This window comes from Hymenobacter lutimineralis (genome assembly GCF_008271285.1).
GTDB classification, from domain to species: domain Bacteria; phylum Bacteroidota; class Bacteroidia; order Cytophagales; family Hymenobacteraceae; genus Hymenobacter; species Hymenobacter lutimineralis.
The window spans coordinates 62,993-78,613 of record NZ_VTHL01000005.1 but is presented as its reverse complement, the minus strand read 5'-3'; the positions used below and the strand labels follow the sequence as shown (position 1 = coordinate 78,613).

Below are 15,621 nucleotides of genomic sequence, written 5' to 3'. Positions count from 1 at the left end.
TTGCTTGAATCTGGCTGTTTCAGGTAGTGGCCGGGCGCACCAGTTCGCTGGCCCGCTGGCCATAGTGCCGGTAAAACACCCGGGCAAAATAGTCGGTATCCTCGAAGCCTACGGCGAAGGCGGCGGCGGCTACGGTGGCCGCTTCCCCGGAGAGCAGCAGCTCCCGGGCGCGGTCGAGGCGGAGCAGGCGCAGATAGGTGGCCGGCGTGAGGCCCGTGAGTTCCTTGCACTTGCGGTAGAGCGTCCGCTCACTGAGCCCGATGAGCCTGGTGGCGCTGGCAATGGTGCTGAAGGGATTGGCCATAACCTGGCCCGCGACCTGCCGGAACTGGCGCAGCAGCAGCAGCTCCTCGTCGGAATACTCCCGGCCCTGGGTAGAAAGCAGCAGCAGTGAAGACGAATCCTTACGGGCTTTGGCAGGCATCGGCAGAAGGAAAATACGTGGCCGCAAAGCTCGCCGGGCCTGGTGGGGAGGACTAGTAAATTTCTGCCAATCCCGCCTTAGCAGGGAGTAGCAGCCCGCCTACGCTTAATTTCTACTCCTTCTCCGCTAAAACAGCTTGGCTCTTCCCCGGTGCAGGCCACCGTAAAGCACGACCAGCATCGGAGAAGAGCCAAGGGGAAAGGCCGGCGTGGTCGGTTACTTGCTTTCTGCGGGCGCGGCAACCTCGCAGTTATCGGGTTTCAGGTCGGCGTTTTTCTTTTTGTAGGTCGACTCGGTTACTTCCGTAAAGACCATTTTCACGGTCATCAGCCGGGTTTTTACGTCGCCCTGGATGTAGTAGACCTTGCCAGCCTCCAGGTTCAGGTCGAACTTGTCCTGGTCGGGGATGTTGAGCCCCCCGGCTACGGAGGTGAAGGCCGTTTCGCCGGGTTTGAGCTTGGCCACGAAATAGCGCTTGTTGCTGAGGCGGCACAGCTCGGCCCCGTTAGCGCGCACGGTAAAGTTGACGCCGGCCTGGGCCAGCATGGGCGGGCGGTAAAACACCACGGTGGCCATATCGGGCGTGGGTTCGGGCAGGGCGCCCTGGGCATAGCTGGCACTGGCGGCGGCCAGCAGCAGGCCCGTGCAAAGAAGGTAACGCATACAGGGGTAAAAGGGAGAAGGGTTGGTAGATGAGCTCAAGGTACAGAGTCAGGGTGGATGCGCAAAGGTTGCCTGGCCGCAGAGGTCCCCGAATAATTCTGGCGGGGTTCCGGCTAAGTACTTAGGGCGCTACGGCGTGAGGCCGCTCACCCGGGGGCGCGCGGAAGCCCGCAAAAACTCCTTTCTTGCTAAACTTTTTGGCCGCCGTTTGCCTTCTGTCTTTTTGCCCCTGTCTTTCCCTCCTATACCGCTATGGCTAAAGTAAAAACCCTCTTTTTCTGCCAGAACTGCGGCGCCCAGAGTGCCAAATGGATTGGCCGCTGCCCCAGCTGTGGGGAGTGGAACACTTACGTGGAAGAGGTCATCGAAAAAGCCGATACGGCCACGGCCAATACGGCCTGGAAAGCCTCCACCACCGTGGGCAGCTCGCCCACGAAAGCGGCTAAGCCCAAGCCCCTGGGCGAAATCCTCTACGAAGAAGAGTCGCGCCTCGACACCCACGACGGGGAACTGAACCGCGTGCTGGGCGGGGGCCTTGTGCCCGGCTCTTTGGTGCTCATAGGAGGTGAGCCCGGCATTGGCAAAAGCACGCTCATGCTCCAGATTGCCATGCACCTGGGCCGGCTGAAGGTGCTGTACGTGAGCGGGGAGGAAAGTGAGCAGCAGATTAAGATGCGGGCCGAGCGGTTGGGCCAGCAGCACGCGGGGCTCTACATTCTCACCGAAACGGGCACGCAGAACATCTTCCGCCAGATCGACCAGCTCCAGCCCAACGTGGTCATTATCGACTCCATCCAGACCCTGCACTCCTCGCTGGTAGAAGCCGGGGCGGGCTCGGTGAGCCAGGTACGGGAGTGTACCCAGGAACTGCTCAAGTACGCCAAGGAAACCGGGGTGCCCGTGCTGCTCATCGGCCACATCACCAAGGACGGCTCCATTGCCGGACCCAAAATCCTGGAGCACATGGTGGACACGGTGCTGCAGTTCGAGGGCGACCGGCACCTGACCTACCGCATTCTGCGCACCATCAAAAACCGCTTCGGCTCCACTTCCGAGCTGGGCATCTACGAGATGCAGGGCTCGGGGCTGCGGCAGGTGAGCAACCCCTCCGAAATCCTGCTTTCCCAGCGCACCGAAACGCTCAGCGGTATTGCCATCGGGGCTACCCTGGAAGGCAACCGCCCCCTGCTGGTGGAGGTGCAGGCCCTCGTGACGCCCGCCACCTACGGCACGCCCCAGCGCTCGGCCACCGGTTTCGACGCCAAGCGCCTGCAGATGCTGCTGGCCGTGCTCGAAAAGCGCAGCGGCCTGCGCCTGGGCCAGCACGACGTGTTCCTGAACATTGCCGGCGGCCTGCGCCTCGACGACCCCGCCCTGGACCTGGCCGTGTGCGCCGCCGTGGTGAGCAGCCTGAACGATATTCCGCTGGCGGGCGAAATCTGCCTGGCGGCGGAAGTGGGACTTAGCGGAGAAATCCGGGCGGTGAGCCGGCTGGACCAGCGCCTGAGTGAGGCCGAGAAGCTGGGCTTTGCGGAAATGTACATCTCCCAGTTCAACGCCCGTGGCCTGGACCTGAGCCGCTACGGCATCCGGGTGCACCCCTCCGGCCGCCTCGACGAAGTGCTGGCGGGTTTGTTTGGGTAGAAGCGGGAATATGGTTGACAACAAGCCGGGGCAACCAGATTAGTCCTGGATACTCAAGGTGTAGCGGAAGGTAGAGGAGCCTTGCTTCACCTGCACATAGTACATCCCCAGAGGATACAAGCTAGTGTCCAAGCGGAGCTTTCCGACGGTCGTCTGCTCATGCGTTAAAGCCCGGCCGAAGGAATCGTATAAGGTTATGTCGAACTTCTTGTATTGAATTGACTTCTGCGCTTCCAAGGGCTTGTTGGCATTGGGCACCCCGGGCTCTACTGCCACAAAATGCACCTCAGAACGGGCCGGGTTGGGGTACATCTGAATTAGCAGTGGACAGTCCTCTTTGATGAGCTTGAAGAGCGACGTATTGGCCGTCAAGGCAGGAGCGGTGGTACAGGCGCTACTTACCGTTACGGAGAGGGTGTAGCTGGGCTCAGCCATATTGAGAAAGGGGCTTAGGAAGCAAAAGTAGTATTGAGGTGGTGTAACTTTCTGTTATGCAGCCCGCTAACCGTTACTACAAGTGCGCAAAAATTTCGGAGGCCAAATTTCGCTACTTGCTGCGCCTGTTTGCCCTGAATTTAACCGCGTCGGACACGGCCCGCCTAACGGGCTTGAGCGTGCGCTCGGTCAACGACTTGTACCTGCGCCTGCGCCGCCGTTTGCAGCACCTTTGTCCCGTGCCGGCGGACCTGGACGGGGCCATTGAGCTGGACGAATCCTACTTCGGTCCGCGCCGCGTGCGCGGCAAGCGCGGGCGCGGAGCCGGGGGCAAAACCATCGTCTTCGGCTTGTTCAAACGCGGTGGGCAGGTGTATACCGAAATCGTCCCGAATTGCCAAAAAAAGACCTTGCAAGCCATTATCCGGGGCAGAATCGACGTGTCGGCGATGGTCAACACCGACGGCTGGCGCGGCTACGACGGCTTGGTGGACGTGGGCTATGACCGCCACTTTCGCGTGCGCCACGGCTAGGACGAGTTTGTCCAAGGAGCTTCGCATATCAACGGCATCGAGTCCTTCTGGAGCTTTGCCAAAGCCCGCCTGCAACCCTTCCACGGCGTGGCCAAAGATACGTTTGAGCTGCACCTAAAAGAGCGCGAATTTCGCTTCAACCACCGCCAGCAAGACCTCTACAAGCTCCTGCTTAAATTGCTTCGACAACAGCCCCTCTGACTGGGTTTGCTTCCTAAGCCCCTAATTTTTTCATACGTAGAGGAATATGATTACTGAAAAGGCACGCGAAACAGACGTCATCTTTACCAATGAAGGGTTTGATTTGGAAAGATTTGCTGGCTGCTAGTAGTGAATGTCCACTACTGCTGTATCCATTTCGGGTACAGAATAAGGCTCGAATTTATCCGCATTATGCTGTGGATGGTAGATAGTGAGCGTGTCCCAGAAAATTTGCCCCGACAGGCTGTATACTGGCTTAACAATGACAGTATCACTGGGTACGGGGGAGATATTAATATCAGAATTTCCCATACCCCATACTAGTAGCTGAGAATTCTTGGAGTAAGGAGGGGCATCCACGAGGTGGATTTTAAGCCAGGCGGGCAGGCGCACGGACACCTGCACCTGCTTATTTTTGCGCCCGCCTCTGAGCTTGGGGGCTTCAATGATGGCCGTGGTGCCCCACTGCGACTCGGCCACCAGCACGTAGTCGTAGTCCCCGTCGGCCTCGAAGGCAAAGGAGAACTGCCCGTTGGCGTCGGTGTCATGCCACTGGTCGGCGGCGGTGTAGTAGGTGGTGAGCGTGGTGGCCTTGGCTTGGTAGGGGCGCACTTTCGCCACGCCCTTCAGCGGCTGGCCGCTGGAGTAGGCCACCACCTGACCTTCTACCGTGGTACGGCCACTTTCCGTCAGTGCCCCGCAGCTGGCAGCCAGTAGCAGGGCGGCTACCCCGGCAATTACCCGGCAAATAACGCGCATGAATAACAGGAAAAAATTGGTGTACTAAAGGAAAACCTGCCTCCGGCTACAGAGGGGAGACTATACGTTACCACTGCAGCCGGCTTGCACAAGCCGGCTGCAGTGTGGCAGACACTTACAATAGGTAAAGGCAATAGAGTAGCGTAAAACAAAAGTAAGAAAAAAGTAGAGCATAACAGGATTTATTTTCTCCCTATCCTGCAGCCAGGGCTGCCGACCTGGGCCGTCTCTGGGTTGGGGTACGGCCGCTGAGGTGGGTCTGAGCGAGGAAATCCGGGCGGTAAGCCGGCTGGACCAGCGCCTCTCGGAAGCCGAGAAGCTGGGCTTTGCGGAAATGTACATCTCCCAGTTCAACGCCCGCGGCCTGGACCTGAGCCGCTACGGCATCCGGGTGCACCCCTCCGGCCGCCTCGACGAAGTGCTGGCGGGTTTGTTTGGCTAAGCGGGCTAAAATCGGCCCTGGAGCGGTGGGTTACGAAAAAATTATGTCCTTGGATTGGACTTTCTGAACCTGAATGCCGTATCTTCGGTATAGCAATTGACTTTTCCCGCGAAAAGGGGTGGAAAAGTTGGGTTGCTTTCAGGTGCCGAAAGTAGCCGTGCGCCGTGCCTGCTCCGTGTAAAATCCTCCGATACTGCTTTTTCGATGACTTCAGTTTTCCGCCTGACTGCTAGTTGCCTTGTGGCGGCGCTGCTGAGCCCGGTGCTTGGCTGGGCCCAGGGTACCGTGGTGCTGACTGGCAAAATCAGCAACCGCACCAGCGACTCTATTGCCGTAGCAGTGCGCGAAAATCCCCTCGAAGCTCACGAACAGCTTACCTACGCTCGCGTCAACGACAAAGGAGAGTTTCGGCTGGCCGTGCCGGTAAGCGGCCCCACGAAAGCCGACCTGGTGTACGGCGACGACGCCACCCAGCTGTTTGTGGAGCCCGGCAACACGTTGGATATCCGGTTTAAGGGTTCCGATCTGGTGGGCACGGTGAAGTTTAAGGGCACGGGCGCCGAGGCCAATACCTTTCTGGCTGAGATGGACGAGCGGTTCGTGGAAAACGACGGTTTTCAGGTGCTGCCTGACAATATCATGCTTTACGAGCCCGGCTTCCTTGATTTTCTGGACTACCGCCGCAAGCACGAGCTGAAATTCCTCGAAGAAAACCAGGAAAGCCTGACGCCTACTTTCCGCAACTACATTAAGGCGGAAATTGACTACACCTACGCCAACGACCGGCTCACCTTTCAGGACCTGCGCGAGCAGGTAGTAGCCACCGAGCCCCGTCTGAAAATGACCCCGACGTTCTACGACTTCCTCAACGACGAGAAGCTCGTGAACAACCCCTCGGCCATTGGCAACGAAACGTACCAGGAATTCCTGCTCAACTACATTCACTACCAGGCCGTTATTCAGAATCACCGCCGCACCGACCCGGATTTTTTCCAGGTGTGCTACGAGCTGGCCAAGACCAAGCTCAGCGGCCCCATTCGTCCTTTGGTGATGGGCCGCGTGATGCAGGAGTCGTTCCGGTTTGGCCATGTGAAGGTGTCGCAGGCCATGCTCAGCGACTTTGTTGCCATTGAAGGCGCCAAGAAGTACGCGCCCGCCCTGCAGGCAGATTTCGACGCGCACAAGGCCTTTTCCATCGGTGCGCTGGCTCCCGATTTCAAGCTTGTGGCCGTGAATGGAGATTCGGTTTCCCTGCGCAGCTTCGCTGGCAAGCTGGTCTACCTCAACTTCTGGAAAAGCACCAGCGGCCTTTGCCTGCGCGACCTGCCTTACGCCGCCGATCTGGCCAAGAAATTCGACGGCAAAAACATTGTTTTCCTGAACATTGCCCTGGACGAAAACGAGCCGGCCTGGAAACAGCTGGTTATCAGCAAAAAGCTGCCCGGGGTGCATGCCCGCGCCGTGGGGGGACTGCGCTCGGCCCTGGCCAAAGCCTACGCCCTCGACAACGTGCCGGCCTATTTCCTGCTGGCCGAGGATGGTACCTTCCTCAATACTAAGCCCAAGCGCCTGAGCAGCCACGCCGCCGTGGATGAAATCAAGGATTCGTTTGGCAAAGCCGCGCTATATACCAGCACGGCTGAAATCAAAAAGTAGCCTTTAGGGTTTTAGCTTGGCCGCCGCCTCCCGGAACCCCGGGAGGCGGCGGTGTTTACAGCGGGTCCGTAGCGGCTGGCTGGGTTTCCTTGCCGACCTTTACCCCTCAGATGGCTTCCTTACTTACCGATTCGCTCAACTTTCTTTCTAAAGCCACGCCGCGCCGCCTTTGGAACGCCGCGCAGGTGACGGGCGGCTATTTGCTAAGCAAGGCTACGGGCAAAGCCCGGCACTGGGGCCTGCCCGTGGCGCTGTCGTTTGAGCCCACCACCAGCTGCAACCTGCGCTGCCCGGAGTGCCCCAGTGGACTGCGCTCTTTCACGCGCCCCACCGGCATGCTGCCCGACGAGCTGTTCCGGCAGACGATTGATGAGGTAGCTTCGCGGCTGTGGTATCTGATTTTCTACTTCCAGGGGGAACCCTACCTGCACCCCAACTTCCTAGACCTGGTACAGTACGCCTCGAAAAAGGGCATCTACACCGCAACCAGCACCAACGCCCATTATCTCAACGATAAAAACGCCCGGCGCACCGTAGAGTCAGGGCTCGATAGGCTGATCATTTCCCTGGATGGGACCACCCAGGAGGTGTACCAACAGTACCGCGTGGGCGGCAAGCTCGATAAAGTACTGGAAGGCACCCGCAACCTCATTAAGTGGCGGCGGGAGCTGAAGTCGCAGACGCCGCGGGTAGTGTTTCAGTTTCTGGTGGTGCGCCCCAACGAGCACCAGATGGCCGAGGCGAAGCAGCTGGCCCGGGAGCTGGGCGTGGATGACGTGTGGTTTAAAACGGCTCAGATCTACGACTACCAGCAAGGCTCCCCGCTGATTCCGACCATTGACTACTACTCGCGCTACCAGAACAACCAGGACGGCACCTGGAGCATCAAGAACCGGCTGCTCAACCACTGCTGGAAGATGTGGCACTCCTGCGTGGTCACCTGGGACGGGCTGGTGGTGCCCTGCTGCTTTGACAAAGACGCTGAGTACCGCCTCGGCGACCTGAAAACGCAAACCTTTCGCCAGCTCTGGCACGGCCCCAAGTACCGCCAGTTCCGCGCCTCCCTCCTCAAAGGCCGCGACCAGATAGACATGTGCCGCAACTGCACCGAGGGTACCAAGGTGTGGGGGTGATGAAGAAGGAGGAATGTAGAATTGGCCGTCCGGCCGCTAAGTAAGCGTTCCGGAACAGCTAATTCTGCATTCCTCCTTATCAATTACTAATTACCTACTTGTGGCTTTTATGCAGGTTTTTGCCGAGGTCTTCTACCTGCTTCAGAAAGTCAAGCGCGTCGGAGTCGCCGTAGGTGCCGTAGGCCGAGGAAATGGTGCCGCGTACTCCGTCGCTGGTTTCCAGCGCATACAGAATCGACATATCATCGGGGTCCGATTCGCCCTCAAAGCGGTAGAAATCAACGATGGTCACCTGCTCCGGGCCGTAGGTTTTGCTGGACTCCGTGCTGATAGTGCACAGGCGGCCACCTTTCACCTGAAAGTCCTGGGTGAAGCCATCGGCCGATAGTTTCTTCTCAACGTTGATAAGGGAGCGTTCTTCTTCTTTGTCTTGCATGGCGAAAGGGGCGTTGGATGTGGGAGAGAGTCGGGAGTAGGGAGGCGCTAAAAAGACGAGCCCCCGTCCCGGCTATACGAGGCCAGGACGGGGGCAGGTTGTCGGAAATTAAAGCGGAGTTAAGACGCTAGCCTACGGGCTGCCTGCTTGCGGCGGCTTCGATGGTCCGCTGCAGCCGGTCTACATCAATGGTAGAGCAGGCTCCGCAGCCCTTGGCGCAACCGGCCGCGCTTTTGGTGAAGAAGGCGCGCCAGAAAATGCGGCCTACGTAAAACGCTGCTCCCGCGAAAAGCAAGGCAATGATGAGGTATTGAATCCACATGATGGGTACAAAACTACGAAGCAGGCGTTTTCGTTTTCCGGTGCTGGATTTTTCTTGTCGGTCAGCTACAGCACCAAGCCAGACACCAGGGCAGCAGGCCGCGGCCTACGACCAGAACTCGCCGATTACCTGCTGCATTTCGGCGTGCACGGCGGTATTCGTAGCCAGCACCTCGCGCCCGAATACCGGGTCGCCGTCGTGCAAAAACTGCGTCACGTGGCCACCCGCTTCCCGCACCAGCAGAATGCCGGCCGCTACGTCGTAGGAGTTGATGTTGAACTCGAAGTAGCCATCGAAGCGGCCCGCCGCCACCCAGGCCAGATCAACGGCGGCCGAGCCCACGCGGCGGATGCCATTGGTGCGGCGCATAAACTCCTTCAGGATGGGCAGATAGGTATCGACGCGGGCGAAATTGCTGTACGGAAAGCCCGTAGCGATAAGGGAAGAGTTTAGCTCGGCGGTGCCCGATACGTGAATGCGCTGCTCGTTGCAGAACGCTCCACCGCCGCGCACGGCCCGGAAGCACTCGTCCTGGTTTACTTCGTACACCACGCCTACTACCAGCTCATTGCCCTGCAGCAGGGCTATGCTCACGGAGTAGCAGGGCAGGCCGTGAATGAAGTTGGTGGTGCCATCCAGCGGGTCGATAATCCAGGTAAACTCCTCGGCCCGGCTGGGGGCACCGGCGGTACCTTCCTCCGTGATAAAGCCGGCCTGGGGCAGCAGCTCCCGCAGCCCCGCCACCAGCAGCTTCTCCGACTCCTGGTCCACGTACGATACCATATCGTGCAGGCCCTTGTGCTCCACGCGGCTGCGGTCGAAACGGGCTGCCTCCTGGCGAATAAACTGACCGGCCCGGCGGGCTACCTCGGCGGTTTCGAGGCTGAGTTGAATGAAGTCCATAGTTAGGGTTTAACGGGCCATAAATCTACCCATTCATTGTTCACAAGTTTTTCGAAATGCCCCCACTGCGGCTGACCTTTTACGCGGCCTTTTATACGTACTGGCTCAATCCAATCCTGTTGACAATGCTCGTGTAAATCAGGTAAAGGATGCCAAGAGTTGGACGCAACTTTAAATTCTTCCTCAGCTGCTGCTTCGGCTATAGCAACTGTTTCATACCACTCATCTGAAACAGATGACGCATCATCGAGCGTGTTATATCCAGATAGATAAACACCACTTTCTGCATCGTCATGGATCATCAAGCGGACGATTTCCGTCGTGGGAGCGAGAACGAGGGCACCTTTTCTCATGCAATTACTTTCGGCTGCATAAATCTTCTCGCTACTACCGACACCAGCAGCAACACTGCCAGCACCTGGCAGGCAGGGCCGATCAGCTCACCGTAGCGCACGTAGAACGTTTGCTCGGTATTGAGGCGCACGGTGGCCCGGCTGACGGTTTGCACCCACCAGCCAGTGCGCTGGATGATTTCACCTTTCTGGTTGATGAAGCCCGAAATACCGGTGTTGGCCGAGCGCGCTATGTCGCGGCGGGTTTCGATGGCGCGCAGGGTGGCGTACTGCAGGTGCTGCTGGTGCCCAGGTGAGTCGCTCCACCAGCCGTCGTTGGTGATGATACCGATCAGGGAAGCTCCTTTGCGCACGTAGTCGCGCACGAAGTCGCCGTAGATGGATTCGTAGCAGATAACCGGGGCCACGCGCAGGGCTGGCGTCTTGGTTTGGTACACCGTGCGCTCGGGCTGGGAGCCCAGGCCCCCGGCTGTGCCGCCCAAGTCAATAACGAAAGCCGACAGCCACGGCGGCACGCCCTCCACGCCCGGCACCAGCCGCGACTTATGGTAGAACTCGGGGGCACCTACTGGCCCCGCCAGGTGCACGGCCGTGTTGAATATGTCGTAGTACCCCAGGTCTTCGCGGAAGCGGGCCGTGGGGCTGGCCTCTTCTTTGGTGGGGTAGCGGCCCACGCTGGTTAGGCCCGTGATGAGCTCTACGCCGGGATGCTGCCCCAGCCACTGCCGGATGCGCTGGATCTTGGGGTTGCTGTCGAAGGAGTCCTCAAAGTAGATTTCGTCCAGCGACGTTTCCGGCCACAGAATCAGCTTAGTCTGGGGCGTTATATTTTGCTCGCTGAGCGTGAGCAGGCGGGTGAGCTGCTCATCGAAGGAAATGAACTTGCTGCCACTGGCAAACTTCTCGTTGAAAGGGTCGACGTTGGGCTGGATGGCCAGGATTTCGGCCGTATTCCCCTTCTCCTGGTAGGTGCTGCCTATCAGGTAAGAAGCGCCAATGGGCAGTAGCGCCGCCAAAGCTGGCCAAACCCAGGTGAGCCGGCGCCGGGCCGTAGAGGCTGTGCCCCCCGCTGCCGCCGAACGATGCTGCAGGCCAAACCAGGCCCCAAACACGAGGATATTCACCAGCCAGACCCAGACGGAGCCGCCCAGGAAACCGGTGTACTCGTACCATTGTACCCACTGGTTGGCCTTGGCAAACCCGTTGCCCAGCGTGAGCCAGGGCCAGGTCAGAAACCAGTGCAGGTGCAGCTGCTCGAAGGCAATCCAGTAAATGGGGAGAGAAATGTAGCCCAACGTAGCGCCCAGGCGCTTTTTGGTGTGGTAGAATGCCATAAGCGGCGCGCTCATCATCAGGGCATTGCAGACCACGGCTGTGATGCCCCCACCCAAGGTGCTGTAGCTCACCCAGTAGGTAGTAAACAGGTTCCAGAGCAGCAGGAGCAGGTAAGAATAGCGCCACACCTTCCAGCCGCTAGCCGCACGCTCCGTGAGCAGCTGCTCCAAGCGCAGGTAGGGCACCCAGCCTACCAGCAGCAGCAGGGCCAGCGGCGCCGGGTGCACGGGCCAGCCGGCCCACAGCAAAAAGCTGCCCAGCCAAGCCAGCAAAAACGGGAGGCCTACGGCCAGCCTCCTTTTCGGCAGGGCGGGGGCAGGAGTAAGGGTGGAATCAGTCGTCGGCACGGTGGTCTTCTTTGATGCGTTCTTCTTTGCGGCCCTGCACCACCAGCACAATTTCGCCTTTGATGGCCGCGCGGGCCGCGAAGTTGGCGGCCAGCTCAGCCAGGGGTAGGGTCACGGTTTCTTCGAACAGCTTGGTCAGCTCCCGGCTCACGGAGGCCGGCCGCTCGGGGCCCAGCACCTCGGCCAGCTGCTCCAGGGTTTTCACGATTCGGTGCGGCGACTCGTAGAAAATCATGGTGCGGGTTTCCTGGGTTAGCTCCCGCAGGCGCGTCTGCCGGCCTTTCTTTACCGGCAAAAAGCCTTCGAACGTAAACCGCTCCGCCCCAAACCCCGATTTCAGCAAGGCGGGCACCAGGGCCGTGGGGCCAGGTAGGCACTCTACCTTGAGGCCGCGGGCCAGGCACTCCCGCACCAACAGAAAGCCGGGGTCAGAAATTCCGGGGGTGCCGGCATCTGAGACCAAAGCCATAGTCTCGCCTTTCTCCAGCCGCTCGAGCAGGCGCTGCACTTGCTGGTGCTCGTTGTGCAGGTGGTAGCTAAGCATGGGTTTCTTCAGGCCGAAGTGCTGCATAAGGCGGCCGCTGGTGCGCGTGTCCTCGGCCAGCACGGTATCTACCTCGCCAAGTACTCGAATAGCCCGCAGCGTAATGTCCTCTAAGTTGCCGATGGGGGTGGGCACTAGGTAAAGCAGGGTGGGAGCGGGAGTTTCAGCCATAGCCACAAAGGTAGACCACAGATGCTGACGGATGCAGGAACGGATAAAAACGGATGGCGTGGCAGGGGCCCGCGCCCCGGCCTCTACGCGCTGGTGGCTTTATACATTTCCGCCAGCTTATCAATGGCTGCGGCCAACTGGTGGTCTTTGGCGGTGATGCTATTACCCGAATCGTGCGTCCGTAGCCGGAAGGTTACCACATTGTACTCATTGCTCCACCACGGGTGGTGTTCCTGGTATTCGGCTTCCTCGGCCACGTCGGTCATGAAGCTGAACGCGGTTTGAAAGTCTTTGAAGCGGAAAGAGCGGGTGAGGGCGTTGTCTTGTTCGAGCCACATAGAAGAATGTAAAAGAAGCTGGTATGGATATTCTGCGACGAAGCCCAACCTTATCCAAAAACGACGGGCAGCGTAAATTCAGGTAACAACCAACCTCGCCAAGCTATGCCACTGCACCGCCTGCTAGACCAGAAACTCAGCAAACTATACGAGCCCTCTTCGCGCATTGATGACGTATTCAAGGGGTACGACATCACCTTTATTACGAACGAGCACGGTGAGCCGGTAACGCTGTTCTTCGGCAAGCGCCGGCCCGATGGGGCCATAGCCGGGGAACGGTACACGCGCACCATCAAGCGGGAGCCGGGCAGCCTGGTTGTGAAATCGAGCCACTGGGACCTGCGCGGTAAGATTATGCGCTAAGCCGCGCCCGCACCTCCATCAAGGCAAACCCCAGCAGGTTGAGGCCTGCCCACTCGGCTGGGTCGGCGGCTTTTGGGTCGTCTTGAGCAAGGCCAATTCCCCAGATGGGGTCTACCGGGCTAGCTTCTACCAATACCCGCTGGTCAGTGGTCAGCAAATACTCCAGCAGGGCAGGGTTCTGGCTGAACTTAGCTTCATTGCCCCGCACAACTACTTCAAACCGGGTAGCATTCCACCGGGCCTCGTCGAAGTGCTTGATCTGACGGCCCAGCTTTTTGGCCTCATTTGGGTGCCGGGCGTGCAGGATAGCTTGGCGGGTAGTTTCATCGTCGAAAAGACGCGCCTTTTCAGCCATCATGTAGTGCTCCGCGGTGGCATATGTTTCGTTAGCTACCGTGAAAGCAGCTGGGTACCACTGGCTGAAGCACTCTTTCCCAACGGCTGTATCGGGTTTGCCCGTGTGGCCCCAGAAGTACAAATACTTTGCTTGGTAGCCTGCTGCCAGGTGAGCGAGCAAGCTTTCAACAGACCGAATTTGGGGAGTTGCTTTAAGAGCCATAGCGCAGGAAGAAGCCGGGATTTTGTGCGGGTAAGCAGGGCATCAAACCTAAACCTAAATCTGCAAACGGCAGTACACCCTAAGCAAACACCTTTCCCATTCCAAGCGCTGACCTTCCTATGGCTATTGACCCCAACAACCGCCCCGTGCGCGTTATCAACGACGACACCACCGACCAGGAACTGGAAGCCGGGCACATCATTCCCGGTGCCGACCCACCCAAGAACGAGGACGCCCGCGGGGGCTTCGGCAACCGCGACGGCAAGGAAGGCTTCGGCACCGACAGCGGCTCGGGCATCACGGCCGTGTCGGTGAACGAGAATACCGACGACCTGCAGCTGCCCAAAGACAACATTCGCAGCACCGACGAAGGCCGGCCTGACCGCCCCAACCAGGATTTGCCCGCCGACGAAGATCCTGACCTGGAAGCGCGCCGGCCCGTGGACGAACTGGATGCGGACGATGACCGCCCCGGCCGCGACGAGATGCGCAACCCCAACTCCCGCGTAGGGATGGGCCAGATGGAGCCGCGCACGGTTGACAACTCGGAGCTGGCCCGCCAAGGCACTAACGCCGACCTGACCGACCCGAACGCCACCGATACGGCCATCGACCAGTAGCCTTTTACCCGGCTTCCTATCCTTATGAGGGTAGGAAGCTGTTTTTTCTCACGCTAACCCAACTTCTGCCATGCCTTACAAAAGCAATAACACCAACCAGCAGTCGAAGGAAAACCACGGCAACCCCACCGGCGCCGGCCAGCCCAAAGCCGAGTCGTTGCCGGTAAACCAGCACGACCCCGAGTTGGAGGACCGCTTGGAGCAGGATGCGCTTGACGCGCCCCAACGCCACCCCAACCGCAACCTCGACAAGCCAGAGCTTGACAAGCCGGCCTACAGCTAATAAGCCAGTAACGTACTTTCAAGCACCTTCCGGTTTCGGAAGGTGCTTTTTTGTGCTACCTCCCGTTCAGAATTCCCAATGGCCCGCTACGTTACCACGGATATTCATGGCTGCCTGCGCACCCTGCGTCGGGCGCTGGAAGAGGTTATTCAGTTTACCCCGCGCGACGAGCTGTACGTGCTGGGCGACTACGTAAATAAAGGTCCCGACAGCAAAGGCGTGCTCGACTACCTGATACAGCTGCAGGCCCACGGGCTGGCGGTGCATTGCCTGCGCGGCAACCACGACCAGGAGTTGCTGGATGCTGCGCAAGGGCGCACCGCCGCCCTGTGGGCCTCTGCCCCCGACCGGGCGCAAACCCTGCGGAGCTTCGGCGTGCCTACGGCTGCGGCTATTCCAGAGGTGTATATCCGCTGGCTGGAAGCCCTGCCCTACGAGGTTGAGCTGCCCGATTTTGTGTTGGTGCACGCCGGCTTCGACTTCCGGCAGCCGCCTGAGCAGATGCGCCAGGACCACCACACCATGATGAACATCAAGCACTTCACCTTCGACGCCTCCCGGCTGCAAGGCAAACGGCTGGTACACGGGCATGTGCCCACTCCTGCCGCCGAAGCTAAGCGCCTGGCCCAGACCCACGCCCAAGTACTGAGGCTGGACACTGGTTGCGTATACCGGCACAACCCGGAGCTGGCGCAGCTAAGCGTTTTGAACCTGGATACCTATACGCTTCATCAGGTTCCTAATTGTGAGCTGCCCTATCCCATAGCTCGCCGCCCTGCTTGAGAACCGGCCCAAGTATGAGGGCTGTGCCGGGATAAAACAAGGCGGATTTGACGCTATTTGTGACATTGGTGGAAATAAGGTCAGCAAGAAAATTTATAATTGATATTCCCTGCGCAAACTGGAATATTCTGAGTAAAATTTCCTTTTCAACTGTAGCGCTGAAAAGGTTAAGTAATCTATTATTTGGGTTAAAAGACTTATAGTCATAAATTTGAAAATATTTTTTTCTTAATCAACTATCTGGATGAAGTGTGTTTATACATGGCTTTACACCAGAATTGACATGTGATTTTCGTTGGCTATATTTGTAAAGTTACATTTGGTTGATGAAGCCAACTGACTTGCCGTTGATTAGTGGATGGAGTTGTAATGCC

General features: G+C 58.7%; 20 protein-coding genes and 1 pseudogene. 9 read left to right on the top strand and 12 right to left on the bottom strand.

Going from position 1 to position 15,621, the window contains the following annotated elements; all coding sequences use genetic code 11:
• Positions 1-19 precede the first annotated feature (19 nt).
• A complete protein-coding gene (locus FY528_RS06825; RefSeq protein WP_149070248.1) occupies positions 20-424 on the bottom strand; it encodes a helix-turn-helix domain-containing protein in 405 nt (134 codons plus the stop codon).
• Between the two features lie 216 nt (positions 425-640).
• Positions 641-1,087: a DUF2846 domain-containing protein gene (locus FY528_RS06820; protein WP_149070247.1), complete on the bottom strand. Its 447-nt coding sequence runs from the start codon at positions 1,085-1,087 to the stop codon at positions 641-643.
• Between the two features lie 252 nt (positions 1,088-1,339).
• On the opposite strand from FY528_RS06820, the gene radA reads away from it, so the two are divergent.
• Positions 1,340-2,731, top strand: a complete 1,392-nt coding sequence (radA, locus tag FY528_RS06815; protein ID WP_149070246.1) for a DNA repair protein RadA — start codon at positions 1,340-1,342, stop codon at positions 2,729-2,731.
• Positions 2,732-2,770: 39 nt separating this feature from the next.
• Here radA and FY528_RS06810 read toward each other — a convergent pair whose 3' ends face one another.
• On the bottom strand, positions 2,771-3,166 hold the full coding sequence (locus FY528_RS06810) for a T9SS type A sorting domain-containing protein (RefSeq protein ID WP_149070245.1): 396 nt from the start codon (positions 3,164-3,166) through the stop codon (positions 2,771-2,773).
• 56 nt (positions 3,167-3,222) lie between these two features.
• Here FY528_RS06810 and FY528_RS06805 point away from each other — a divergent pair.
• A pseudogene (locus FY528_RS06805) lies at positions 3,223-3,900 on the top strand (IS1595 family transposase).
• A gap of 123 nt (positions 3,901-4,023) precedes the next feature.
• Here FY528_RS06805 and FY528_RS06800 read toward each other — a convergent pair.
• Entirely contained in the window at positions 4,024-4,659 is a 636-nt protein-coding gene (locus tag FY528_RS06800) for a hypothetical protein (RefSeq protein ID WP_149070244.1), read from the bottom strand.
• 253 nt (positions 4,660-4,912) lie between these two features.
• Here FY528_RS06800 and FY528_RS06795 point away from each other — a divergent pair, with 253 nt between their 5' ends.
• From FY528_RS06795 to FY528_RS06785, 3 genes are all read left to right on the top strand, one after another.
• Positions 4,913-5,101, top strand: coding sequence for a hypothetical protein (locus FY528_RS06795; protein ID WP_187632033.1), 189 nt, complete (start codon positions 4,913-4,915; stop codon positions 5,099-5,101).
• A gap of 204 nt (positions 5,102-5,305) precedes the next feature.
• Positions 5,306-6,757 carry a TlpA family protein disulfide reductase gene (locus FY528_RS06790; protein WP_149070243.1) on the top strand — a complete coding sequence of 484 codons (1,452 nt, stop codon included), beginning with the start codon at positions 5,306-5,308 and terminating at the stop codon, positions 6,755-6,757.
• Between the two features lie 110 nt (positions 6,758-6,867).
• On the top strand, positions 6,868-7,890 hold the full coding sequence (locus FY528_RS06785) for an SPASM domain-containing protein (protein ID WP_149070242.1): 1,023 nt from the start codon (positions 6,868-6,870) through the stop codon (positions 7,888-7,890).
• Between the two features lie 94 nt (positions 7,891-7,984).
• Here the strand turns inward: FY528_RS06785 and FY528_RS06780 are convergent, their stop codons facing one another.
• The 7 genes from FY528_RS06780 to FY528_RS06750 form a co-directional block, all read right to left on the bottom strand.
• A complete protein-coding gene (locus FY528_RS06780) occupies positions 7,985-8,326 on the bottom strand; it encodes a hypothetical protein (RefSeq protein ID WP_149070241.1) in 342 nt (113 codons plus the stop codon).
• Positions 8,327-8,453: 127 nt separating this feature from the next.
• On the bottom strand, positions 8,454-8,648 hold the full coding sequence (locus FY528_RS21205) for a FeoB-associated Cys-rich membrane protein (protein WP_168681844.1): 195 nt from the start codon (positions 8,646-8,648) through the stop codon (positions 8,454-8,456).
• Positions 8,649-8,753: 105 nt separating this feature from the next.
• Positions 8,754-9,551, bottom strand: coding sequence for an inositol monophosphatase family protein (locus FY528_RS06770; RefSeq protein ID WP_149070240.1), 798 nt, complete (start codon positions 9,549-9,551; stop codon positions 8,754-8,756).
• Between the two features lie 2 nt (positions 9,552-9,553).
• A complete protein-coding gene (locus tag FY528_RS06765) occupies positions 9,554-9,904 on the bottom strand; it encodes a hypothetical protein (protein ID WP_149070239.1) in 351 nt (116 codons plus the stop codon).
• On the bottom strand, positions 9,901-11,586 hold the full coding sequence (gene lnt, locus FY528_RS06760; protein ID WP_262383933.1) for an apolipoprotein N-acyltransferase: 1,686 nt from the start codon (positions 11,584-11,586) through the stop codon (positions 9,901-9,903). The genes FY528_RS06765 and lnt overlap by 4 nt, the downstream gene beginning before the upstream one ends.
• Positions 11,573-12,301 carry a 16S rRNA (cytidine(1402)-2'-O)-methyltransferase gene (gene rsmI / locus FY528_RS06755; protein WP_149070238.1) on the bottom strand — a complete coding sequence of 243 codons (729 nt, stop codon included), beginning with the start codon at positions 12,299-12,301 and terminating at the stop codon, positions 11,573-11,575. The genes lnt and rsmI overlap by 14 nt, the downstream gene beginning before the upstream one ends.
• An 83-nt stretch (positions 12,302-12,384) precedes the next feature.
• Positions 12,385-12,687, bottom strand: coding sequence for a 4a-hydroxytetrahydrobiopterin dehydratase (locus FY528_RS06750; protein WP_373281607.1), 303 nt, complete (start codon positions 12,685-12,687; stop codon positions 12,385-12,387).
• 57 nt (positions 12,688-12,744) lie between these two features.
• On the opposite strand from FY528_RS06750, the gene FY528_RS06745 reads away from it, so the two are divergent.
• Complete coding sequence (locus tag FY528_RS06745; protein ID WP_149070236.1) at positions 12,745-13,002, top strand: hypothetical protein; 258 nt, start codon at positions 12,745-12,747, stop codon at positions 13,000-13,002.
• Here FY528_RS06745 and ybiA read toward each other — a convergent pair.
• Positions 12,992-13,561 (bottom strand): riboflavin biosynthesis intermediates N-glycosidase, encoded by a 570-nt coding sequence (gene ybiA, locus FY528_RS06740; protein WP_149070235.1) that lies wholly within the window; start codon positions 13,559-13,561, stop codon positions 12,992-12,994. The two genes, FY528_RS06745 and ybiA, sit on opposite strands and share 11 nt — an antisense overlap.
• A 119-nt stretch (positions 13,562-13,680) precedes the next feature.
• Here ybiA and FY528_RS06735 point away from each other — a divergent pair, with 119 nt between their 5' ends.
• From FY528_RS06735 to FY528_RS06725, 3 genes are all read left to right on the top strand, one after another.
• Positions 13,681-14,181, top strand: coding sequence for a hypothetical protein (locus tag FY528_RS06735; RefSeq protein WP_149070234.1), 501 nt, complete (start codon positions 13,681-13,683; stop codon positions 14,179-14,181).
• A 70-nt stretch (positions 14,182-14,251) separates the two neighbouring features.
• Entirely contained in the window at positions 14,252-14,464 is a 213-nt protein-coding gene (locus FY528_RS06730; RefSeq protein WP_149070233.1) for a hypothetical protein, read from the top strand.
• Between the two features lie 78 nt (positions 14,465-14,542).
• Positions 14,543-15,247 (top strand): metallophosphoesterase family protein, encoded by a 705-nt coding sequence (locus tag FY528_RS06725; RefSeq protein WP_149070232.1) that lies wholly within the window; start codon positions 14,543-14,545, stop codon positions 15,245-15,247.
• The last annotated feature ends 374 nt before the right edge of the window (positions 15,248-15,621 follow it).

Coding starts and splice junctions, on each gene's coding strand:
- FY528_RS06790 (WP_149070243.1), top strand. CDS start 5,306: ATGACTTCAGTTTTCCGCCTGACTGCTAGTTGCCTTGTGGCGGCGCTG.
- FY528_RS06725 (WP_149070232.1), top strand. CDS start 14,543: ATGGCCCGCTACGTTACCACGGATATTCATGGCTGCCTGCGCACCCTG.
- FY528_RS06735 (WP_149070234.1), top strand. CDS start 13,681: ATGGCTATTGACCCCAACAACCGCCCCGTGCGCGTTATCAACGACGAC.
- ybiA (WP_149070235.1), bottom strand. CDS start 13,561: ATGGCTCTTAAAGCAACTCCCCAAATTCGGTCTGTTGAAAGCTTGCTC.
- FY528_RS06770 (WP_149070240.1), bottom strand. CDS start 9,551: ATGGACTTCATTCAACTCAGCCTCGAAACCGCCGAGGTAGCCCGCCGG.
- rsmI (WP_149070238.1), bottom strand. CDS start 12,301: ATGGCTGAAACTCCCGCTCCCACCCTGCTTTACCTAGTGCCCACCCCC.
- FY528_RS06745 (WP_149070236.1), top strand. CDS start 12,745: ATGCCACTGCACCGCCTGCTAGACCAGAAACTCAGCAAACTATACGAG.
- FY528_RS06825 (WP_149070248.1), bottom strand. CDS start 424: ATGCCTGCCAAAGCCCGTAAGGATTCGTCTTCACTGCTGCTGCTTTCT.
- FY528_RS06820 (WP_149070247.1), bottom strand. CDS start 1,087: ATGCGTTACCTTCTTTGCACGGGCCTGCTGCTGGCCGCCGCCAGTGCC.
- FY528_RS06765 (WP_149070239.1), bottom strand. CDS start 9,904: ATGAGAAAAGGTGCCCTCGTTCTCGCTCCCACGACGGAAATCGTCCGC.
- FY528_RS21205 (WP_168681844.1), bottom strand. CDS start 8,648: ATGTGGATTCAATACCTCATCATTGCCTTGCTTTTCGCGGGAGCAGCG.
- FY528_RS06800 (WP_149070244.1), bottom strand. CDS start 4,659: ATGCGCGTTATTTGCCGGGTAATTGCCGGGGTAGCCGCCCTGCTACTG.
- FY528_RS06810 (WP_149070245.1), bottom strand. CDS start 3,166: ATGGCTGAGCCCAGCTACACCCTCTCCGTAACGGTAAGTAGCGCCTGT.
- FY528_RS06785 (WP_149070242.1), top strand. CDS start 6,868: ATGGCTTCCTTACTTACCGATTCGCTCAACTTTCTTTCTAAAGCCACG.
- radA (WP_149070246.1), top strand. CDS start 1,340: ATGGCTAAAGTAAAAACCCTCTTTTTCTGCCAGAACTGCGGCGCCCAG.
- FY528_RS06780 (WP_149070241.1), bottom strand. CDS start 8,326: ATGCAAGACAAAGAAGAAGAACGCTCCCTTATCAACGTTGAGAAGAAA.
- FY528_RS06730 (WP_149070233.1), top strand. CDS start 14,252: ATGCCTTACAAAAGCAATAACACCAACCAGCAGTCGAAGGAAAACCAC.